Consider the following 21,568-nt stretch of genomic DNA (forward strand, 5'->3'; position numbering starts at 1 on the left):
GGCGCCTGGCCGCTGGTTCAGCGGCTGACGACCTCGCTGTCTTCCATGACGATGCGGTAGCGGTTGCGCAGGTCAAGGACGTAAGTGAAATTGGAGGTGCCGGTCGCGGTCTTGCCGCGCTCCGGACTCGACACCTTGAAATCGTAGAGCCCCTTGACCATGCACATCTGGTCCTGGCACTTGGCCTTCAGCGAATTCTGGTCGACCACGAAGCGCCGCACCGGCCAACGGGCGAAGTAGGCCGTCTTGTCCGCCAGGATCTCCGACTTCGGGCGCGACTTCTTGAAGTAGTCGACCGTATCCGCGTAGAACTCGCGCGTGAAATTCATCGCCTCTTCATTGGTCCCGCTGCCCGCCTGGATCATCAGCGTCGCGGCGTTGATCGCGCGCTGCTCGTCCGAGAGCGGCGCCGGCGCGGGAGGATTCTTGGTCATGTACGGATTGGTCACCGGCGGCGGGCCGGATGGCGCTGGCGCGGCATTGGGCGCGGCCGGCTTGCGCGGCGGCAGCCGGGTATCGTCGTCCGGCGCCTGGGCCTGCGGCGCGGTCGCGGTGGCGGGTCCGGCCGCCGGCACCGTGCGTGGGGCGCCGCCCTGCTGCGGCTCGCTGGAAGCCGTCTTCACATTGCCCGTGCGGTTGATGCCGTACTTGGCGATTTCCTGCGGCGAAAAGAAATACATGTCCTTGGACGGCGTGCTGAACATGATGCCCAGCACGTCCGCCGACACCCCGTACTTGGGCAGGGTGGTGACGATATCCGACACGCCGAACTGGGCCTGCTCGCCCGTCATTTCGGGCGCGGTGATCTGGTGCACGCCAAGACGGCCTTCGGCCAGCCGCTGGCGACCCGCGAAGAACACAAACGCGCATGCCGAGGCACAGTAGCTGTCCTTGGGGATGTAGGTATTGAGCCCGCGCTCGTAGACCTCTTCGGCCACCACCAGCCCGATGTGCACCAGGCCGCCGCCATTGTTCTGCAGGATCAGGGTGGAGATGGTCGGATGCTCGCGCAGCGCCCTCTTCATGTGCAGCAGGTCGTTGGCGCTGACCGCGCCGACGTAGATCAGCAGGTTCGGCTCGCTGGGCAGGTAGAAGAACGGGCCATAGCGCTCGGGCTCTTCCTTTTGCTGCGCGGGCGCCTGGGCCTGGGCGGGCGACATGGAAACACCCATCAGGGTGAGCGCCAGGCTCATGCCCAGCGCCGTCAGTTTTCTTTTCAGCATTCTCAGTCCTTGTCCTCGCAACGCATGCCACGGGCCGGATCGCCTCCGGGGTCGTTTTCGCTTCGCGCCGCCACATCCGCGAGATGGCGCGGCCCCCTCGAAACCGGGATTTTATCCATCTCGCCGGACATCGCCATTTTTCCGGCCCGTTGCCCCGCCCCCGCGCGCCAGGCTAGCGCGCCTGGCAAGCCTGCACGCCATCGGCAATCGCGCGAGCCAGCCGCTGGATGGTCTCGGGCTTGGCCAGCCGGGTTTCCTCATCCGGGTTCACGATCACCCCCGCCTCCACCAGCACCGCCGGCATCGTGGCGGTCTTGAGCACCGCCAGCCCATCGTAGCGATGCACACCCAGGCGCGGGTCCAGCAACGGCCGGTTTTCACCGGCGATGGGTTCGGCGTGATACAGCGACGGCTTCTCGCCCGCCGCCAGCAGCGCTTCGCCGATCGCCTTGGCGCAGCGCAGGCTGTCCTCATAACGGGGATTGAGCCGCGACACGAAAATAGAAAACCCCGCGAATTCGCGCTGGCGGCCGGCGTCGATGTAGTGCTGCTGCATCGAGTCGTGGTGGATCGAGATGAAGAAATCCGCACCCGGCGCGATCCGGGTACGGCGACCCAGCGGCACCTCGGCGCCGTCGGCCGACACCCGCGTCACGCGATCACCCGATGCCTGCAGGTCGGCCGCCACCGCGCCGCTCAGGTCCAGGTTGTACAGGTACTCCACCCGCCCGCTGGCGCCTGTCGCGCCCGGCTGCCGGGGCGTATGGCCGGTGTCGACCACGACATGGGCGGCCTGCGCCAAGCCCGCCGCCAACCCCAGCACGGACGCCGCGATGCGGCGCGCCCATCTGCCCGCCATTTTCCCGCCCACTCGACCATCCATGACTGCTGGCACGTTTGTCTTCGCCCTGTAAAGAACCCGGGTGGCCACCCCTGTGGCGGCACCGACTGCCGCGGATTCTCGCGCAGCCGGCCGCGGCCGGCAATGGCAGCTTGCAGCGCTGCGGGGCGGATTCGTAACAACCCACGCATTGCCCGTCGCCTGTCGTCCACGATTGCCTCTCACCCGCGCATCGCCGCATGAACATCGGCGCGATGCCCGCGTGGAAGCAAATGACATGGATGGTTACCGGCGCGTGGCGTTCAGGCCGCTCTCATTTTGGCGCGCTACCATCAAAGCCATGCCCCTCGCATCCGCGGGCGCATCCCGGCTCGCGGCATCCTTACCCGGAGGTCCCCAGCATGAGCAATCTGAACGGAAAAGTCGCCGTCGTCACCGGCGCCGCCAGCGGCATCGGCAAGGAAATCGCGCTGACCCTGTCGCGCGCCGGCGCCGCGGTCGCCATTGCCGACTTGAACCAGGCCGGCGCCGACGCCGTCGCCCGCGAAATCGAACAGGCCGGCGGCAAGGCCATGGGCGTTGCCATGGACGTCACCAACGAAGACGCCGTCAACCAGGGCATCGACCGCGTCGCCGCCGCCTATGGCAGCATCGACATCCTGATCTCGAACGCCGGCATCCAGATCGTCAATCCCATCGAGAACTTCGCCTTCGCCGACTGGAAGAAAATGCAGGCCATCCACGTCGACGGCGCCTTCCTCACCACCAAGGCCGCGCTCAAACACATGTATAAGGACGATCGCGGCGGCGTGGTCATCTACATGGGCTCGGTGCATTCGCACGAGGCCTCGCCACTCAAGTCCGCCTACGTCGCCGCCAAGCACGCGCTGCTGGGCCTGGCGCGGGTGCTGGCCAAGGAAGGCGCCAAGCACAACGTGCGCTCGCACGTCATCTGCCCCGGCTTCGTGCGCACGCCCCTGGTCGAAAAGCAGATTCCCGAGCAGGCCAAGGAACTGGGCATCAGCGAAGAAGACGTGGTCAAGAAAGTGATGCTGGGCGATACCGTCGACGGCGTCTTCACCACCGTCGAAGACGTGGCGCAGACGGCTCTGTTCCTGTCGGCCTTCCCCAGCGCGGTGTTCACGGGACAGTCGTTCGTGGTGAGCCATGGGTGGTACATGCAGTAAGTCTTGATATCCTTGGGTCGCGGTCACGGCGCGCTTGCTTCCCGCGCTTGCTTCCTTTACGCGCCGTCCGATTTCGACTCAAGGATTGCCATGTCTTTCAGCACCGACGCCTGGGCGCGCAACGCCGCGCTGTACGAAAAAACGCGCACCATGCCGTTCAACCAGGAACTGGCCAGCGGCCAGCTCAGCGAACAGGCGTTCCGCCACTACATGATCCAGGACGCCCACTACCTGCTGGCCTTCGGCCGCGCCCTGGCGGTCGCCGCCGCCAAGGCCGACCATGCCGACGGCGTGGTGCAGTTCGCCGACGCGGCCAAGAACGCCGTGGTGGTCGAACGCAGCCTGCATGAAGGCTTCATGAAGCAGTTCGGCATCGACGCCGAGACCTTCGCCAGCACCCCGCTATCGCCGGCCAGCCATCACTACACCAGCTTCCTCATCGCCACGGCATGGAGCGCCCCGTATCCGGTGGCGCTGGCCGCGTTGCTGCCGTGCTTCTGGATCTATGCCGAGATCGGGCGCGACATTCACTCGCGCGCGACCCGTCCGAATCCGTATGGGGCATGGATCGATACATACGCCGGGGAGGAATTCCACGCGCTGGTGCGTGAAGTGATTGCGTCGGTGGACCAGGCAGCCGAGAAGGCCTCGCCCCAGACGCGGAACGAGATGCACCGGGCGTATACGCATGCGGCGCAGCTGGAGTGGATGTTCTGGGATTCGGCGTATCGGCTGGGAGAATGGGCGGTGTGAGGGACGAGGCGGCGCCTGTCGCGTGACAGGCGCCTTCCCTTACAGGTGTCGCTTGAAAGCGATGATGGCCGCGCCAACCGCGCTGGAGGCCTGCGAATAGGGCGTGCCTGTGCCCATCTCCTTCTCCGCCTGCTCGTACTGATTGCTGTTGATCAGACGGGCGATCTTGCCTGCCTCGGCATGAAACGCCTTGTGCTTCTGGACGATCGCGCCAAACTCGGGCTTCGCGCTGTACTTCAGCTTCCCTTCCCCATATAGCCAGACCCCGAGCTGGCAACAATTGTCCTTGCCAATGGTTTCCGCATCCATCTGCTCCTTTCTGCTGATGGCGGAGCGGAACTTCAGTTTCCACTCGGCGTGCTTTTGAATCGATTCATCCAGGTTCATGCTTGGCTCCTTCAACTGAGGCGGCAACGATTGATTTGCCCCACTTGGAAAGAGTAGAGAATCGAGACCGGGCACGACTTGTTTGGCGTCATGGACCTGGGTTGCGGGCAGCCGGAAAGGGGCGGGGCGGGAGAATATCAGACTAAAGGTGGATGCGCGCGGTGGAGCGAACCTCCATCACACCCTCGTATAGTTCCAGTACCGACACATCGAAGGTGCCACCGCCCAGATCGAAGACTAGGAATTGGGTCTCGTCTTCACGTCGATGCAGACCATACGCCAGCGCCGCCGCGGTCGGCTCGTGGATGAAACGCTCGACCTTCAGGCCAGCCAATTCGCCTGCATCGCGGCTCGCCTCTATATATGTGTGCTTATCGAGTATCGAGCATAATTTTGGATGCGACTATCGAGATATTTTTGACTCTTTATGGGCACATCACGCTCGAGATATCTTAACAATGCCTTCAATAAACGTCTGCATAGAGCGGAGGGCATCTGACGCCCTTTTCGCAAATGCTGGTTTATGCGAATCTTGACTCCTGATAGCTCAGACTTCGCAGTACGCCATTGCATTAATCGAGGCCACAATCGCCTCATGCAATCTGCAGTTCATTCAACTACAACTCTCGGAAACAACTCCACTGCCGATGGCTGCTATTGTTCCATTTTCTACCAAAGCAAACTAAAAATTGGTCCAATAAAATATACTAACCTATCCACTTAACCTCAAAATCAGCTAGCTGAGTTTGAAGTTCTGCCTCACGCTCGAACCAGCAATCAAACCCCTCAGTATCACTTCTCTTCAAGTAAAGATAATATCCGCCAGTGTCGCCATCACGATCATCAGCAACAAGGATTTTCCAGCCAGAATATTCGCCACTTACAACAACACCCCTTCGAACAATAGACATATTTACACCTCAGTCCTTATAGGGAACATGATTGTTAGAAACATATTTCCCAGTCACAGGGTCTTTAACTCCAAAATCTACGCGCTGCGCGGCACCTGCCTCCAGTTGAATCTGCTTTCCAGCATTAACGAAGGATTTCCAGCTTCCCGTAGGATCAGCAGCGAGATCACCCACGCGAAGACGGCGCGATCGATAAAGAAACGCGCCATGGCGGTTTACATTTTTTCGTTATTTCCCGCGGTCGCTACGGGCGCGCTTGGCGCGGCCCGCTCGACCGGTTCGATTGCCACGTTTAGACAGTTTGCGCAAGCTGCTTTCTCCGTTAGAATACTTACAGTCCCTCTTGCGGAGATATTGCCTCCCAATTAATCAGCAATATTGTCTAGGATTTTGTATTCCGTATCTATTCCCCGATAAACCATATCTCCGGCCTTGTTGGGTACAGATTGAGCCACAAAATTTCCACTTCCAGAGCCAATAAGCCCTTTACCGGCATCAAAGATTTGGCTGTGCGCAGCCATCTGTCTAGGTATTCTGGGAATATCTATTTCTGCGATTACTACATTACCACTGCGCCGTAAATTAGACGGCAATCCAACTCGAACACCCATGACCCGCTGGGCCATCGGAGCGGTATCGATCAGCGTCGCAGTCGCTTTTGCACCGAGTGAGGAAACAGCCCCCCGGCTTAAGCGCCGAGGGGGGCTGGACGATCTGGGATTTCCAGATAAAACGATTCCGCATGAATTTCCCAAAACATCCATCCAGGCCCAGGAGGAACGTCAAGAACACCTTCCAAGAAATACTCTTTTATGTTCGAAACCGTGGTTTTCGGTAGATCAAAATTCTCTATAAGCTCGCCGCCTCCCGGCTCTTTGCCGCCCTCTATATATTTGCCTATCTTTCTGAGCGAAAAAGAAACACCTTCAAAAACAAACCAACAATTTCCAACGTATTCATATTTTAGGACTTCCGCGCTTATTGTCTTGTCCTCATAACCCACCCATTCTCCGGAGTTTTCCAGGCGCCCAACAAGAAGCCCATCGACTTTTCTGGTCTCACTATATTTATTCCCGTTCCATGGGTCATAGAAATACTTTCGAGGAAATATATCTCTTAAGCCCGAAGACACGCCGAGCCCATCTTTCAAATAAACCTTCAGCACATTTCCCGAAAAAACATGCGCCCCATATACAGACATATATACATCCAGTGAACCAAAGTCAGTATCCAGCCTCATTTGATTCGCTCCAAAATAATCGTCCTCATGCTTGAAACGTCTTTGACCGGCGTCACTCCATCCGATTGCATAAACGTCTGACCAGCAAATCGTGAATCTAAACCCCCATTATTCTGTACAACCCTTAACCCTAGAGAGTCCAGCTCCGCCTGGCTAGGCAATTTCCCGTAAGGATTCGCAGCATTCGCGTTGATATAAATTTTCCCTCCGGGCTCCACTACGCGAGTAGCCTCCGGTAGAAAACTCATCATCTTTCCGCCAGGACCCATATATGGGTTTGTAGCGATTACCTCGCCTAGCGATCCGTCTTTGAAAGGCAATTTCGTCGCATCGGCACGGATGCCCGATTGAATATCGGCGCGGATATCTACGTTTATTGCGCCGGGAGTCTGCGCATTCTTCCCGCCGAACAGCTCAACGGTGGGCTTCCCGCCTGTTGCTTTTGCACCGCCAAGGGCCGACGCCTTGGCCTCCTCAGCTACCGATTGTATTCTCCGGCCCGCGGCCGATCCACCACCTTTCACCCCCGCCGCCAGCGCCGGCGGTACAAACGCCGCCGCGAACGTCTCGCGCCGCATCGCTTGCAGGTCCTGGGCCTCTTGCTGCGTCAGATGGCCGCTTTCATACAGCTCTTGCCCGGACATCGAGGCCAACCAAGAGCCTTTGCCTGCCGCTTCGAGTTCTTGCTGGGCGGCATACGCCCGCCACTCCAGGTTCGAGTAGTACTGTTTGCGTGCCTGCAGTAAGTTATTCGCAGCTGTAGCCGCTTCCGTGCGATCCAGGCTGTTGGCCTGTACTTCCAAGGCCGTGATATCGGCGCGCAATTCTTGCGCCGCCGCCGCGCAGGCACCTGGGTTCTCAAGGCACGCACTGTCCGCTGCATAGTTGCGTTCCGTACTAATAGCCTGCAGCCGGCGCACCTCCTTCTTGGCTTGCGCGCACACATCCCCCGAGCATTCCTTCCATGCTTGAAGGGCCGCGAGGTACGACTTGAGCTCGTCTGGCTTGAGATAGTTGTTTTCGGTCTCGTTGGTAGCCGCGAAAACCGCCTCGGCGCCAGACACGCCTGACGCTTGCGCGATTCCCGCTACCAGCGAGCCGACCAGGTTGCGACGTACCTCCTTCTCTTCCGGGGTCATCTTTGATGCATCACCACTCAGCAACGCATTAATCACAGCCCCGGAACCCGCACCAAGTGCTCCCGCGCTGCAATCGCTGCCCTTGCCGGCGGCCCCCGCACATCCCACAATCGCGTGCATTGCGGCGCGAGCGGCTTCCGCCTGCGGCCCGTCTCCCAGTGCCGAGACAATTTCCTTTACCTGGGACGCCGCCAACCCTTGCAAATAGTTGACCGCGACAGCCTGTATCGCGTCACCGGTGGCGCCGGTCACATTGCCGCTCACCGCCCCCAGGATCGCGGTCAGCCAACGACGGCTCTCGCCACCCGGCCCCCACGTCTTCGCATCCTCAAGGGCTTGCCGCAACTGATCTCGACGGGGTCCTTCAGGCTCATTCTTCAGCGCATCTTCCAGCGCTTTGGCTTCCTTGGCCCGATTCGTCAAGAACTGCCCCACCTGTCGGCTAGCTGCCGCTGCGATCTCGAACCCCGCTTCGATCTTCTTCTTGTCGAAAATCGGCTTCAGCGTGTTCAACGCATCCGAGGTATCCCGGTCCAACGACGCGATCGTCTCCGCGACACTCTTGCCAGTCAGTGCCCTCTGCCCTTCCTCATTACGGATGATGATGGTGCGCCGCTGACAGCGCTTCGCGTGGGGGAGCTGCTCTTGCCGCTAGCAGCAACAACTGTCGGGAAGCCTGCGGAAAACCCTCCGCTCGACGCCATCGACGTGCTCGCATCCTTGCTTGCGTCGTCAGCCCCCTGATTACCCTTGGTGATACCCAAACCAGCGGGCTTTCGCCACCCGCCGAAGCACTATCGCCGAACGCGAAATCTCCGCCCACGGCGATTTGAGTGGCGCAATAAGTTATCACCCGATAAGTATCGGTTATCTATCGTCTTTTTCGATATTTGAAAACTGCCTTTAGAATTCTGGCGCGACCGTGGTGCAGTAACCCAAGCGCGTGCGCAACCGCAACTGCCAATGGCCCAACAATGGAATCAATATGCTCAATGTCATATCATCAACGCGCTGGGCAGATCATCGGCGATCAAATATCACTTTTCTCGCCAAAAAAATATCGCTCGACGTGTTTAGCCAATCCATCTAAATCTCTATAAGCAACAGGTCCAAAAGAAGGAAATTTTTTTGAGAAATATTCATTTATATTGAACAGATCATCACCGAAAGATTTCTTTTTCAAAAAAACCTCGGCGGGCATTATTGACCAAATAACACCCGACATACCCTCTCGCTTACGAGACTGCAACGTCCAATGCAATTCTCCATCATAACCATGGACTGCTGTTTTTAGATTTTCAACAACATTATTCGATTCATCTTTGAATCTGAATGAAATGCAGGGTGGGTAGCTAGAATGATCGTGAATTTCGGCGTGATCAACGACCCATATTTCTGGAAATCGACGTTGAAATCGCCTCCAAGCCAGGGGCGCCAGCCTTTCAATAAGATTTAATAGCGCCCCCTCTTGCGCCAGTATATTCTGAGCACTCATTGCATTCCCCCCAGCTTCGTCGATATCGACACTCCGTCCGGATTCATTCCTCGCACATGCATTTCCCAATCACCTTTTGGAACAGGAGAATTTGATAGCCTCGGATCGTGTACACATCTACCGTCTGTATAGAGCAATCAGACTAATCGGGGGTAGTGCGCGGGCGCAAGGAAATCTGCCCCTGCAAATATCAAACTTAACCTGGAAGTCATGCTTACCCGTGGTCACAGTAGCGTTTATCGCCAGCACACCGCAACACAACCGCGTTTTTTATTGCTAGAAGTCGGGAGGTTATATGGCCGTGGGCCGCATTTTCGACACACATACCCGCTCCAAATCGAAATCACATCGCTGAATCAGATTCAGCACCTCATTTTATATTTTTCTTAAAATGCATCACCAAACCATCAAGATCTAGATACGCCACCGGCCCGAAGAGCGGATACTCTTTCGCAAAAAACTCATATACCGTAATTGAATTATTTTTCAAAGCTGGTCTCATCGCAATAACATCCCCGGGCGCGATCAACCAATTCGTTCCAGGCAAATTCTCTCTAAAATGCGGTTCCAGCACCCACCGCAACTCTCCTTCATAAGTGGAAATCAAATTTCTCAAGGTCGCTATAACTCCTGCCTGTTCCTTTTGAAACCGAAAGGATATGTACGGAGGGAAGCTGGATCTATCTTCTATCTCAGAATGATCCTTCACCCACACATGAGGATATCTTTGCTGATATTTTCGCCATGCCAAAGGTCCCATTTTTTCTATGAAATTGAGAATAATTCCTTCCCTGGCGGATATTTCATTTGAAATCACTGAAGCCTCTTTAGCTACGTGGTGAAACTACTCTTGCCTAGCGACGACCCGATCAGCAAGCAGCAAGAACGCCCCGCCTTACGAAATGGGGCAGCATTACCCGCTTCCCAGTTCCCGCCACCTCATTACCCTAGGTGGCGCGGCGACCAGGCCCGACGCACCTTCGCTACCCGCAAACGTACTCCCACCGACTCCAGCCCAAACTGCGGACCGGCCTGCTCAGCGTACCACCTGCAGTTTTCAGGGGGCCACTGGCGAAGATGCGGCTCTTGCCGTTGACTATGTCGCCCGACAAGGTGGGCATTACCGCCGACGATGATCGTGCCAGCATCTCTCTGGCGATGCGTGTCTCACGCCTGATCTGACTCACTTAGTAGAAGTGACATCCCAACGTAAATCAGCGAAAGCTGTATCGCACGAATGCAACTCAATCCCGCTCAACGGGAAGATATATATTTAAACCAACAATCACCGTTTAAATTCACAGAAAGAATCTTGCCCGACATGACTTCTCGCCCGTTCAAACAGGAAGGATTATGGGGAAATCATAAAAATCACCACCACTTAGCAAAAGAATCAAATGAACTCTTAATTGCAGAAATATCATCGCTATCCAATGATGATTCATATTTCATTTCCGCGACCGCGCCGAAGACACTTTCTTTGCGTCGAAACCATCGAAGAACATCTCGACCAGATCCTTGCACAATTTCCAGAGAAAAAAGGCCATCCAAACTGGTCAAATGGCACGAAATGCGGCCCAGACTGTGGTTGAATATATCGAAATCCTTACATGCGATCCATACCTCCCCGCGATACAGGAAAGACTCGGAAAACGCATTTGATTCGACCTCGAATTTAAACTTCACAGATGGAAGGCGCTCATCGGTTTCGACGACATCAAGCGAAATTCTTATAGGCCGAGAGAATTCAATATCCATTTTTTCATCTTTGGAGGAGCATGAATAAGAACTGGATATCCTCCAGCATCCTGTGTCGGAGAGAATTTTAATTCCCAACCACCAATAAAAAAATTCGACGTGCTCGCCGGGGTTGATTATTTCCCGCAGGCAGCACGGCGGCCCGACCACGCGGAAGACACTGGCCGTGGCGCATTGATAGGAACCAGTCATTTGAAATATTATTTTTCGAGTACGCGCATAAACTTCTCGACGTCAACCACACCAACATCTCTATATTCGGAGTTCAGGCTTGAACCACAGATAAATCCGACACTGTTGCAATAAGCCGCATATATCGATCCTGCGTGGCAGTCAGGACAAAACACATCCAACGAAGGACTAGAAAGTTCGCCACCACACCACGAAATCAATGCCCCTCTATTGACAAACCAACGTAATGAGGCCTCAACACTCTCCTTCCAGCGTCCTTCTGTCGGCCATAAATTGATCTTCATTTCGAAAGAAAGGTTGCTTAAATCCTCCCCAACCCATTCACGCACCTTTATTTCAGAAAAATCGGCCCAGATACTTTTAAATGACGATATGTTCTTCGCCACATCAGACGAATACCCTTCTTTCCAGTAACCAAAAAATATCAAGCCAGGCACTTCTTCCTGGTATATCTCCCCTGAATTCTTATCTACAAATGTCCAATAGATTCCAAGACTCGCACTAGTCCTCATAGGCCAAAATTCCTCATCTGTTGGGCGGAGGGCTTGATTGCCGTAACAATATCCCCAGCCGCAATTTCCCAACATTTTCTTTTGCCACAAAGATAATCACATCAGCCCCGTTAATTTTCCTATAAAAGCCCTTTACCGCTTGCCCACCTTGACTCATAACATGATCGAAATTTTTTTCGGGATTTATCAAGATAACCTGTCCGATTTCCTGAAACGCTTGTCTGGCTGCTTTTGATCCAGAATTCGCTGTGATTATCCCTGCTTCGATCAAATGTCTAGCCGAATGATCTATTCGACCAATATTTGAAAGTGCTGCTCGCGCGGCGTCTTCGGAAAATCCTAGCGCGGCCTTGCCACCGATCGAGCCTCCAATCTTGCCAACATCGACCGCCTTCCCCGCATCGGCAAAAACATGCAGCGCCTGCCCGCCCTTCTTCAGCATCCCTCCAACAACAGGCACCAGCCCCAACGAAGAGAAGAACCTATTCGCCTCTTCGCCCGTCGCCGTCCGCCCCGTCACCAGTTCATACAGCGCACTGGCGTTTGACACCCTAGGCGCGAGGTCTAGCACCGCCTGGGCAAGTGTGTCGGCCTTCTCTTTGGTCAGCTGCGGTTAGTGGCTGAGTATCAGCGCCACATCGTAGGCTGATGCCATACGATCCGCCCGATCAAAGCCCTCCTGGAAGCAGCTCGCGTTGGTGCCACAACAAATCGTCAGTCAATTCAGCTTTCAGCCGGCCAACCTTATCGCGGTTCATGTAGCGGCTGTTGTTCTCCAACTCGATACGTGCCGCGACCTGCGCGGCGCTGGCCACACTCGGATCGATGGCGGCGGCAATGCCGGCAACGATGCTGGTTATCAGATTGACCCGAGTCTGCTGATCTTCCGCGGACAGATTCTTACCACTATCCCCCTCCAGGCTTTCCAACAATTTGCTCAGTACCACCCCTGACAAGGCGCCCGCACCGCCCGCGCCGCATGATGCGGCCTGAGCGGCGGCTCCCGCGCAGCCAAGCACGGCATGCAACGCCGCATGTCCAACCGAGCCTTCACCACCCAATTCACGGCTTAGCTCCTTAATCTGCGCCGCTCCAAGCGTTTGTAGGTAGTTGACGGTGGCAGCCTGGACAAACTGGCCTGTACCGCCCATTACGTTGCCACTTGCCGCTCAGCAACACTGGCGGCGATCGTGTAATGCCATGTGCCATCGCGAGGATCTGGCATCGCTTGAATCATAGGAGAAGCGGCCGGCACGGCAAAGGGCACACCGTGCTGATCGAAGAACACGACATTACCGCTTGCTGTTGCCAGTTGAAGCCACGCCGCACAGGGAAGATGTCCGATCCGCGTAGGCGCTTGACAGGTCTTTGTCGCGTTGTGCCGATATGCCTCCCAGCTCTAGCGCCACCCCCGCCTCTCTAAGTCGTGTTCTCCATAGACATATCACACAAAAGAAACATCCAATCTATCCACTTTCCACGAAACCATTTTTCCTTCCATAAAACCGTAATCACTCAACAAAATATTGTCGCAAAACAACAAGCCACCAACATGTAAACACCCGGCACGAAGCTGGCCAACAATTGTGTATGAGTAGCCATCCTCCTGCCTTACGATTGCAGGATCAGCATTATTAATTTCGCGAACAACATAATCATCAAAAATCATAGGAAGGAGCTCCGCCTGATAGACTTTTCCAACCTCAAGACGATCGGGCAAATAGCTAGCAAAGCAGAGCAACCGATGGCCACAGACAGAAATTAACACCTCTTCTTCAATTTCCAAGCCAACAGCCTCAACAAGCACCGAATAGATCATCGGACGCTCCTTATGGTTTTATCTACAGAACTTCCATTCAACATTTTCCAGAAATTCTTACCGCTCTCCACATGAATTGTGGTAATTGCCCCATTGATGTTAGTACCCACAAACCCGAATTTTGCATCTCCACGAGCTGAGTTCCCCATAAATTGAACATAGCCAGTTCGAACCTCGCCCTTATACACATACAGAACCTTATCCCCATTCTGCATGATATCCCTACCCACTTGTAAATACTCCGAGGATGTTTTCACCCCAAACTCGGCTCCGTGCTTCTGAAAATGACTAACTAGCTTGGCCTCATCAGAAAAACTTGCGATCTTTGCATTTGTCGTGACCCTTGCCGTAGTGGGTCCGAACATATTGCGGATGGTAGAGCCTATCCCACTCAACGCACCACCGCCGCTATCAATCGCTAGTCCCTCTGCAACGCTAGCAGCAATGGTGTAATGCCACGTTCCATCGCGAGGGTCAGGTGTTGCCTGAATCATGGGAGAATCAGCAGGCACCGCAAGTGGCTTCCCCTGTCGGTCGAAAAACACTACATTTCCGCTAGCTGTAGCCAGCTGAACTGCTGTTCGGCAAAGAGAAGAGGCACGATCTACGCAAGCGCTCGCCAATTCCTCGTCGCGTTGCTGCGACATGCCGCTAAACTCTCTGGCTCGCTCACAACTCTCTGGATTTCCCGGACCGCAAGAAGCAATTGCGGCGTCGAATTGACGTTGTTCGGATGCCCTAAAACCTTCGGAGTTCTGCCCGAGATAATTATTCTCGGTCTCAATCTGGGCAGCCAGAGTCGCAATCGCACTATCTCCACCCAATGCTGCTGTGAGGCCCCCCACCAGACTAGCGACCAGATTGACGCGTGCTTCTTTCTGCTCGGCCGTCAACTCTTTCGCGTCTTGACCAGAGAGCCCCTGGATGAGGTTGTTGAGGACCACGCTCGCAGCCGCCCCTGCGGCGGCGGCACTACAACTGCTTCCTTGACCTGCAGCTCCAGCACAACCCACCAAGCCTTGTAACGCTGTCCGAGCCGCCTCGCTATTCAACGCATCAGCAATCTGCTTCACCTTGCCTGCGCCTAACGCCTGCAGATAGTTCGCCGCGGCGGACTGCAGGAATTGACCCGCGCTTCCAGTGACGTTTCCTCCCGCTGCGGCCGAAATTGCGGTCAACCCAATTCGATACGCGCCGTCCGGCCCCCATTTCGCTGCTTCGTCATACCGAGCCTTGAGATCTTTCTTTAGCGCAGGGTCGGTCTCGTCATCCATTGCCTTCCTGAGCGCATCAGCTTCTTTAGCCCGATTCGTCAGGAACTGCCCCGTCTGCCGACTGGCTTCCGACACGATCTCAAACCCCGCCTCAATCTTCTCCTTATCAAAAATCGGCTTCAGCGCATTCAGCGTGTCTGACGATGTGTCGCGATTCAACGAAGCAATGGTTTCCGCGGCCGTCTTTCCCGTCAGCGCCAACTGACCTGCCTCATCGCGAATCTCAATCTTCCCGCTGCTGATGGCGCTGTTGGTCGTCGAATTGGCTCTACCCGACGCACCCAGCGCGACGGGCACTCCCATGCCAACGCCACCGCTGGTCGTTGGCACCTTCGTCCCTGCTTCGGCTTTCGAGCCTCCGGCCACCTCCCCCTTGGAGGTGGTGCCCATGCCAACGCCGGTCTTCGAATCGCCCCAGCCATAGCCCCCACCCACCGCCACCTGGCTGGCCTTGTAGTCGGCTGTGTTCTTCAGATCCTGGACAACCAGGGTGCCGGTACTGACTCGGTTCAAGCCATCGATGACGGCTTGGTCCCCGCTGGCTATGACTCCGCCAATCAATGTCGTGTTGTTCTTGACGTCGACGATGAAACCGCCATTGCCCGCCTTCAACCCCGCCTGCTCGGTGGCGGACTTGAAGTCGCTGTTCATCTTGCCCTGCGAGACATTGGCGGACACGCTGCTGCTGCAATAGCCATATACGCAGATACTGGCGTTGATGCCCGCGCTTTGCTGCTTGGACTTATAGGTGCTGGTGTCCTGCAGCGTCTCGATGCGCAAGTTGTTGCCCACAGAAGCAATGATCTGGTCGGCCTGCCCCACCGCTCCGATAAGCGATGTGTCTCCACCAGACTGCAACGCCAGCGTATTCCCGGCGGTAACGGTTGTGTAGGTCCAACTGGTGTCCTTGCCATCCGCATAGCCGCGCGCGCCTCCTGCAGCAAGATTGACCACAAGGCCAAAGCCGTTGTTGCCCGCAGTCACCCCCACGCCGATGCTGGAATTCGAACTCTTGTTGGTTGTGTGCTGCTCGAAAGAGTTCTGGGCGGCCTGCAGCAAGATATCGCCATCAGCCTTGAGGACCGCGTTATTCCCGGCGGACAGACGCGAACCCGTCACGGTGATGTCGGAATCCTTGCCACCGCCTTTGGCGACGATGGTCAAGTCCTTGCCTGCCGCAACATTCGAGCCAGATACGGAAGTCGATTCCCGCTTGATGGTCGTTTGGCTCTTACTGCTGCCAAAATCGATACTGGCGTTGAAGCCGCCCGCCTTGTCCTTGGCCCCCATCACGGCATCGTAGGCATTGATGCCTGCCAGCCCGGTAGTCGCCAATGCAAGCCCCTGCATGACCTTGTTATCCGTCTTGCCGGCGGCCTCACCCATTCTTCCGGCAGTCTGCATCGCACTGACGACAGGGGTACTGGCGTTGATGCTGAAGCCAGACTGCTTGACCTCATGCACCTCGCGCTGGCGCATGGTGTCGGCCCCGCCAATGATGTTGACATCGCGCCCAATCATCGTGATGTCGCCACGACGCGCCAGAATGTCGCTGCCCAGTACGTTCAACGACCCCGCCGCGTTGATCAACACGTCGCCTGTGACACTGCCTATCGTGCTACCGGCGGCCAGTCCCCGCTCGGTGTCCGTCCAGTCCGTGGTTTGACGAGATCCATAGCTCAGGCCGCCCATCGCCCCAAAACCCGATTTCTTGACCTTTTCGTACTGGTACTCCTCCGACGTGTTCTGCGCTGCCACGATGTTGACGTTACGGTCAGCCGACATGACAAGGTCGTTCTGGGCTGCCACATTGGAGCCAACGACGTTCAGGTCGCGTCCGGCCATCAGCACTGCACTGTCGCCCGTGAAAGTCGAGGAAGCCGATGTTGTCCAGTCCGACTCGGTCTTGCGGTGTTCGCTCTTGCTCGACAGGAACCCGCGCTTCTTGTAATAGGTCTCGCTGTAGGCGTAATTGCTGTCGGTGCCGGCGACGACATTGATGTCGCGTCCCGCCCCCACGGCCAGCTGCTTGTCCGAGGTGACTTCGGCCGCGCGAGCGTTCACGTCCTGTCCGGCAATCAGCGTGAGATTGCCGCCAGCGACGATGCGCGATCCCACTTCGGTGGCAGACCGCATCTCGGAGCGATTCTTCTTGCCGTAGTCGTATGACTCGGCATACCGCTCCTGCTCGGTGGTCAGGTTGATATCGTTGCCCGCCTGGATACGCGCGTCACCGGTCGCGGCAATACCCGCGGCCTGCGCGTTGACGTCGCGCCCGGCTTGCACATTCAAGTCACCGGCGTCGATACGCGCCACGCCGTCGACCCGCGTGCTGCTGACCCCGCCGCTGGCGTTCGATTGCGTCGAGGCTTTCAGATTGACATCGCGCCCGGCGCTCAACGCGACCTTGTCGCCCTTGAGCAACCCCGCCAGATTCTCGATATCGTTGCGCGCCGCCAGGTTTACCGTCTTGCCCTGCATCGAGCCAACAGTATTGCGTACGTTCTCGGCCTCGACGACCAACGCGTTGCGCGCGCCGATGGTGCCGCTGTTATTGACGTCGCCCGAGGTGTTTATGCGCGTGTCGCGCCCCGCGATCAACGTACCGTCGCCACGCAGGTCGCCCGGCTTGACGGCAAGATATACCTGCGGCGTAAGCACCGTCTGCTGGCTTCCATCAGGCAGCGTGACCGTCTGTTCCACCAGCCACACAATGTCGCTGGTCAGGTGCCGCATCTGCTCTTCGGACAGGGCCGTCCCCACCGTCAGCCCGTATTGAGTGGCGAAGTCGGCGCCCGCGGCCAGCAGGGCCTTGTACTGGGATTCATTGTCGGTATAGTCGCCGACGAAGCGTTGCCCGGTGGCCAGCATGATCTGCTCGGCGACCAGCTTCTGCTCATAGAAGCCGTCGCCCAGACGCTTGAGAATGTGGCCGCTGTCCTGGTTGATTTTCTGCAGCAGAAAGTCGCTTGATACGGGTTGGCGCTGGCCCAGGAACCGGCTGTCGGTGGCGATCAGGTACGGCGCTTCCGGCGCCGTCATGACGCGATACAGGGTGTTGGTGGGAACCGTGGGCGGCAGGGTCACGACCCGAATGACCCCCTTGCCAGGCAGGCCGACCTCCAGGACCCGCGCGGGCGCCTGAATATTGGCGATGGCGCTGGCGCCTGGCGACCGATTGCCGGTCTGGGGCGGCGCGGTATTGCCGTCCGAGCTGGCCACGGCCAGTTCGATGCGCTGGGGCGCCACGACGTCCTTGTAGTCGGAGGTGCTTTCATTGCGATCCTGCCCTTTGCCGACCGTGCGCACTTCGATGCCTGTCCGCTCGATTGAACGGACACCTTCGGCGCCCACGTTGTTGATCGCGGGCCCCGCCACCGACAAGGTGCCACCGGCGACAATGCGGCTCTTGTCATTGGTGACCGTACCGGTGAATGTGGCGGCGCCGCCGACAATGATCTTGGCGGGATCTGTCGACAAGGTGCGGCTTTCCATGACGACTTCCTCGACCTTGTAGTAGAAGAAGTTCTTGACCAACCTGCTGTTGAAGTCCGCGTTGAAGGCGTAGATCTTTCCCGCGAGTTCATCGTGGCGGGCCTTGTTCAGGGCCAGCGCCTGCTCGCGTTCCGGCGTCGATACGAGGCAAATCTGATTGCCGTTGCATTTCTGTTCCACCATGGGAGGAACAGCCACGGGTTCGGCGACATCGAACACGCTCCAGATGCGTTCGCCCGCCTTGTAGCGCGGCCCTCCTGGCTGGGTGGCGCAAGACCCGCCGGCGTCGCCGCCGGGTCCGTCGCAGACATATTGGTCGGGCAGCCACGCGGGCGGAATGGGCGCGCTGACGCCGGCCTTGCCCCGCTGTCCCTTGAAATAGTCGAAGGGCGGCCCGTAGCGCGACTCGGGGTATTTTGTGGACGGCAGCAACAGGCGCCGCTCCGAATCATCCTCCAGGAACGTCACGGGATCACGGCCGCACAGTTCCGTCACGGCATCGCAGAGCCACAGCTTGGAGCCGTCCAGGAACTCGGTGGAATTCTCCAGGCGGTAATACAGCTTGGGACCGCGGCCGACCTCCACCGTTTCGCTGGCAAAGTGCAGATTGCGGTTCTGGATACTGGCCGCGGCGATGTCTGCGTTGCGCTCGGCCTCGATGGTGGCCGATTCGTTGGCCAGCAGCGTCGCCTGCCCCGCCGCCTTGCCGGCGCCGTCCAGCGCGCCGCCGATCCGCAGGTCGCCTGCCGCATAGATCAGCGCATGCTCGCGGTTGGTCAGCGTGCCCACGCCCAGGTCCATGTCGCCACGAGAGGCGATGACGGCGTTGGGCTCGTTCTGCAGCAACGGCGTCTGGATGCCGATGCGGTCGCCATAAATGCGTCCGGTGTTGACCAGGTTGCCGGCGGTGATGCGGGTGTAGCCGCCGTCGATCAGGCCGGCGTTGGCCAGCAGGCCGCCGATGACCAGTTCGTTGTTGCGCACGGCAATCAATTCACCGCCCGCGCGGTTGGTGAGCGTATCCGCCGTTATCTTCAGGTCCTGGCCCGAGTGGATCTTGCCATCGTTGTCCAGGCTGCCGGTCACGAGTTCCAGCGATGCTCCCGCGGTCAGCGCGCCACCCGTGTTGGCCAGGCGGGTGAAAGCCAGCGTGGCCTTGGCATCGGACGACACGTTGCCACGCGCGTTCTCGAGCGTGCCGGTGGTCAGCGCCAGGTCCTGTCCGGCGCCGATGCGACCGGCCTGATTGTCGACCGAACCGGTGTTCAAGGTGACCTGCTTGCCCATCAACCCGAGGGCCCCGGCAGCGGTGCCGCCAGCGCCCGCGATACCGTTGGCGAGCGTGTCGCGGTTGTTCACGCTGCCCGCGTCCAGGGCCAGGCCATTGTCGGCCTGGATCAGGCCGCCGCTGTTGTCGAGCACCCCCTGTGTCTTGAGCGTCAGGCCGCTCGCGGCGACGATGCCGCGGGTATTGGCCAGGCGCTGCGCATTCAGCGTCGCCTGGCCCTGCGCGGCGATGGTGCCGCCGATATTGTCGACGGCGCCGTCCGCATTCAGATCGAGCGCGCCGCCGGTCGCGATGCGCCCGCCCGCGTTCTCCAGGCTGCCCGTCTTCAAGTCGGCCGAACCGCCATACAGACCGCCGCCCTGGTTGCGCAGCGCGCCGGTGTTGGCAATGGCCAGCTTGCCATCCGCCTGCGCCACGCCAGCGCGGTTGTCCAGGCTGGCCGCCTGGATCTCGGCGCTGCCGCCCAACAGCTTGCCGCCCCGATTGTCCAACGCACCCGCCGTTTCGACACGCAGCGCGCCATTGGCCTGGACCGATCCGCCCTGATTGTCGATGCCGGCGTTGCCGCGCAACGCCACGCTGTCGCCCGAAGCCACTCCCCCCGCTGCGTTGACCAAGGATTTGCCGCTGATGTCGACGGCGCCCGCGCCTGCCAGCGTGCCGCCGGTGTTGTCGACCATGCCTGCCACGCGGCCCTCGAGCGCGCCGCCGCTGGTGAGTTTGCCCGCGGTGTTGTCGAGGTTGGCGGCGCGCAGCGCCACCGAGCCGCCATAAACGGCGCCGCCGCGATTGCTGATCGCGCCGCTGGCGTCCAGCGTCAGTAGCCCGCCGGCGACGAACTTGCCGCCGGACAGGCCCAGCACGCCGGCGGTTACCGTGGCATCGCCGCCTGCCACGAGCGAGCCGGGGTTGAGCAGCTGGTCGACCCGCACGCTCAACGCGCCCAGCGGACTGATGGTGCCGTCGCTGCGCAGGCCTGCCGTGAATGCGCCCCGGTTCTCCATTTGACGCGCCACGATGCTGGCGCCCGCGCCTGAAGACATGGCGTTGTTGTTGGCGAACTTGCCGGCCGCGTTCAATGCCAGCGCGCCGCCCGCGGCGGCCGTGCCATCGTTGATGATGTCGCGTCCGCTTCGGACCGACAGGTCGGTGGCGGCCTGCAGGCGGCCCGACGGCAGGATCCTGACGTCGCCATTGGCGCTGACGCTAAGGGTGCCGGTCAGGGCCGCCAGGTTGCCGCCCACGTTCACGCCCACGCCGGCCTCGGTGCCGATCAGGCGGATGCTGTTGGCGTACATGCCGCCCAGGGCCGCCACGTCCAGCGCGACACCCGTGCCGGCGCCATCGCCGGCCAATGCCGACACGTCGATGCCGTCGTAGCCCACGCGCGCGGAGCCCGCCACCACGTTCAGACGATCGGCCCACACCTGCGCGTTCAGCTCCAGCGTTCGAGCCAGCAGGTCGACTTGGCTGAGGTTCGCGCCATACAGGCCCGCGCCCTCGATGGCGAGACGACCGCTGGCAATGTCAAAGCCCAGGGTGCCGTCCGGACCGATCACCGGCTTGCCGGTGGTCAGCGTGGCGCGGTTGGCATTCAGGAAGCCGCAGCCGTTGCAGGTAATGCCGGCCGGATTTGCGACGATGACGTTGGCGCGGTTGCCCGCGACTTCCAGCATGCCCATCAAGCGCGACGGATTGTTTGCTGTGACCTGGTTCAGGATGGTGGCGGCGCGCTGGTTGCCCAGCATCGGATTGCCCGCCACCTGGCCTGCCAGTTGCGTCTGGCTCGCCGCCCCACTGTTGTTCAGCACGACGCCCGAGGGACCGACGTTGAACTGGGTGAAGCGGTTGTTCGAGACGCCGCCGGCCGAGGGCGGGGCGATATTGACCACCGGCACGCCATTGGCCACGCCCACGACGGGCTTCTGGCCCGGCACGCTCTTGTCGACGGAGATGGGCAGGGTCTGCGCCAGGACGGGCGTCCAGATCTGCGTGTACAGGACCAACCAGACAACTGCGGAGCGAAGCTTGGACATGGCGAGGCAACTCTCGGT

At 58.6% G+C, this 21,568-nt stretch carries 17 protein-coding genes and 1 pseudogene; 2 read left to right on the forward strand and 16 right to left on the reverse strand.

The features are described 5' to 3' along the window. Positions 1-17: 17 nt before the first annotated feature. Together AT699_RS29465 and AT699_RS29470 are read right to left on the reverse strand one after the other, a co-directional pair. Entirely contained in the window at positions 18-1,223 is a 1,206-nt protein-coding gene (locus AT699_RS29465) for a COG3904 family protein (RefSeq protein WP_024070689.1), read from the reverse strand. Positions 1,224-1,395: 172 nt separating this feature from the next. Further along, the gene (locus AT699_RS29470; protein ID WP_053497522.1) at positions 1,396-2,082 is read right to left on the reverse strand and encodes an N-acetylmuramoyl-L-alanine amidase family protein; all 687 of its coding nucleotides are present in this window, start codon (positions 2,080-2,082) and stop codon (positions 1,396-1,398) included. Positions 2,083-2,465: 383 nt separating this feature from the next. Here AT699_RS29470 and AT699_RS29475 point away from each other — a divergent pair, with 383 nt between their 5' ends. Both AT699_RS29475 and tenA read left to right on the forward strand, forming a co-directional pair. Further along, on the forward strand, positions 2,466-3,251 hold the full coding sequence (locus tag AT699_RS29475) for a 3-hydroxybutyrate dehydrogenase (RefSeq protein WP_024070691.1): 786 nt from the start codon (positions 2,466-2,468) through the stop codon (positions 3,249-3,251). 90 nt (positions 3,252-3,341) lie between these two features. Next, positions 3,342-4,004, forward strand: coding sequence for a thiaminase II (gene tenA / locus AT699_RS29480; protein WP_006389812.1), 663 nt, complete (start codon positions 3,342-3,344; stop codon positions 4,002-4,004). A gap of 39 nt (positions 4,005-4,043) precedes the next feature. Here tenA and AT699_RS29485 read toward each other — a convergent pair whose 3' ends face one another. The 14 genes and pseudogenes from AT699_RS29485 to AT699_RS29505 all read right to left on the reverse strand — a co-directional run bounded on the left by AT699_RS29485 (position 4,044) and on the right by AT699_RS29505 (position 21,550). Beyond that, positions 4,044-4,391, reverse strand: a complete 348-nt coding sequence (locus AT699_RS29485; protein ID WP_006389811.1) for a CZB domain-containing protein — start codon at positions 4,389-4,391, stop codon at positions 4,044-4,046. A gap of 157 nt (positions 4,392-4,548) precedes the next feature. Then, positions 4,549-4,749 (reverse strand): annotated as a pseudogene (locus AT699_RS29490) (Hsp70 family protein); the annotation flags it as partial. A 349-nt stretch (positions 4,750-5,098) separates the two neighbouring features. Continuing rightward, complete coding sequence (locus tag AT699_RS31345) at positions 5,099-5,302, reverse strand: hypothetical protein (RefSeq protein ID WP_080564321.1); 204 nt, start codon at positions 5,300-5,302, stop codon at positions 5,099-5,101. Between the two features lie 365 nt (positions 5,303-5,667). Continuing rightward, positions 5,668-5,928: a deaminase domain-containing protein gene (locus AT699_RS31790; RefSeq protein ID WP_108914025.1), complete on the reverse strand. Its 261-nt coding sequence runs from the start codon at positions 5,926-5,928 to the stop codon at positions 5,668-5,670. 62 nt (positions 5,929-5,990) lie between these two features. After that, positions 5,991-6,542, reverse strand: a complete 552-nt coding sequence (locus AT699_RS31795) for a hypothetical protein (RefSeq protein ID WP_131727064.1) — start codon at positions 6,540-6,542, stop codon at positions 5,991-5,993. After that, positions 6,539-8,194 (reverse strand): hypothetical protein, encoded by a 1,656-nt coding sequence (locus AT699_RS31800; protein WP_174550912.1) that lies wholly within the window; start codon positions 8,192-8,194, stop codon positions 6,539-6,541. Before AT699_RS31800 ends, AT699_RS31795 begins: the two co-directional genes overlap by 4 nt. 517 nt (positions 8,195-8,711) lie before the next feature. Further along, entirely contained in the window at positions 8,712-9,176 is a 465-nt protein-coding gene (locus AT699_RS31805) for a hypothetical protein (protein ID WP_145964707.1), read from the reverse strand. Positions 9,177-9,546: 370 nt separating this feature from the next. Further along, positions 9,547-9,993, reverse strand: coding sequence for a hypothetical protein (locus tag AT699_RS31810; protein ID WP_131727704.1), 447 nt, complete (start codon positions 9,991-9,993; stop codon positions 9,547-9,549). 554 nt (positions 9,994-10,547) lie between these two features. Further along, positions 10,548-11,126, reverse strand: a complete 579-nt coding sequence (locus AT699_RS31815; protein ID WP_145964708.1) for a hypothetical protein — start codon at positions 11,124-11,126, stop codon at positions 10,548-10,550. A gap of 8 nt (positions 11,127-11,134) precedes the next feature. Then, entirely contained in the window at positions 11,135-11,638 is a 504-nt protein-coding gene (locus AT699_RS31820; RefSeq protein ID WP_145964709.1) for a hypothetical protein, read from the reverse strand. A 13-nt stretch (positions 11,639-11,651) separates the two neighbouring features. Continuing rightward, positions 11,652-12,188, reverse strand: a complete 537-nt coding sequence (locus AT699_RS31355) for a hypothetical protein (RefSeq protein WP_158646897.1) — start codon at positions 12,186-12,188, stop codon at positions 11,652-11,654. A 118-nt stretch (positions 12,189-12,306) separates the two neighbouring features. Beyond that, positions 12,307-12,789 carry a hypothetical protein gene (locus AT699_RS29500; RefSeq protein ID WP_054440793.1) on the reverse strand — a complete coding sequence of 161 codons (483 nt, stop codon included), beginning with the start codon at positions 12,787-12,789 and terminating at the stop codon, positions 12,307-12,309. 293 nt (positions 12,790-13,082) lie between these two features. Beyond that, positions 13,083-13,457 carry a hypothetical protein gene (locus tag AT699_RS31825; protein WP_131728740.1) on the reverse strand — a complete coding sequence of 125 codons (375 nt, stop codon included), beginning with the start codon at positions 13,455-13,457 and terminating at the stop codon, positions 13,083-13,085. Further along, the gene (locus AT699_RS29505; protein ID WP_232254251.1) at positions 13,454-21,550 is read right to left on the reverse strand and encodes a hemagglutinin repeat-containing protein; all 8,097 of its coding nucleotides are present in this window, start codon (positions 21,548-21,550) and stop codon (positions 13,454-13,456) included. The genes AT699_RS31825 and AT699_RS29505 overlap by 4 nt, the downstream gene beginning before the upstream one ends. Positions 21,551-21,568 lie beyond the last annotated feature (18 nt).

The sequence above is a fragment of the Achromobacter xylosoxidans genome (genome assembly GCF_001457475.1).
Classification (GTDB): Bacteria; Pseudomonadota; Gammaproteobacteria; order Burkholderiales; family Burkholderiaceae_B; genus Achromobacter; species Achromobacter xylosoxidans.

Bases quoted from the DNA above. Each gene is read 5' to 3' on its own strand.
- AT699_RS31790 (WP_108914025.1), bottom strand. From the start codon at position 5,928: ATGGCCCAGCGGGTCATGGGTGTTCGAGTTGGATTGCCGTCTAATTTA.
- AT699_RS31805 (WP_145964707.1), bottom strand. From the start codon at position 9,176: ATGAGTGCTCAGAATATACTGGCGCAAGAGGGGGCGCTATTAAATCTT.
- AT699_RS29485 (WP_006389811.1), bottom strand. From the start codon at position 4,391: ATGAACCTGGATGAATCGATTCAAAAGCACGCCGAGTGGAAACTGAAG.
- tenA (WP_006389812.1), top strand. From the start codon at position 3,342: ATGTCTTTCAGCACCGACGCCTGGGCGCGCAACGCCGCGCTGTACGAA.
- AT699_RS29500 (WP_054440793.1), bottom strand. From the start codon at position 12,789: ATGGGCGGTACAGGCCAGTTTGTCCAGGCTGCCACCGTCAACTACCTA.
- AT699_RS29505 (WP_232254251.1), bottom strand. From the start codon at position 21,550: ATGTCCAAGCTTCGCTCCGCAGTTGTCTGGTTGGTCCTGTACACGCAG.
- AT699_RS29470 (WP_053497522.1), bottom strand. From the start codon at position 2,082: ATGGCGGGCAGATGGGCGCGCCGCATCGCGGCGTCCGTGCTGGGGTTG.
- AT699_RS31795 (WP_131727064.1), bottom strand. From the start codon at position 6,542: ATGAGGCTGGATACTGACTTTGGTTCACTGGATGTATATATGTCTGTA.
- AT699_RS31825 (WP_131728740.1), bottom strand. From the start codon at position 13,457: ATGATCTATTCGGTGCTTGTTGAGGCTGTTGGCTTGGAAATTGAAGAA.
- AT699_RS29465 (WP_024070689.1), bottom strand. From the start codon at position 1,223: ATGCTGAAAAGAAAACTGACGGCGCTGGGCATGAGCCTGGCGCTCACC.
- AT699_RS31820 (WP_145964709.1), bottom strand. From the start codon at position 11,638: ATGAGGACTAGTGCGAGTCTTGGAATCTATTGGACATTTGTAGATAAG.
- AT699_RS31815 (WP_145964708.1), bottom strand. From the start codon at position 11,126: ATGACTGGTTCCTATCAATGCGCCACGGCCAGTGTCTTCCGCGTGGTC.
- AT699_RS29475 (WP_024070691.1), top strand. From the start codon at position 2,466: ATGAGCAATCTGAACGGAAAAGTCGCCGTCGTCACCGGCGCCGCCAGC.
- AT699_RS31345 (WP_080564321.1), bottom strand. From the start codon at position 5,302: ATGTCTATTGTTCGAAGGGGTGTTGTTGTAAGTGGCGAATATTCTGGC.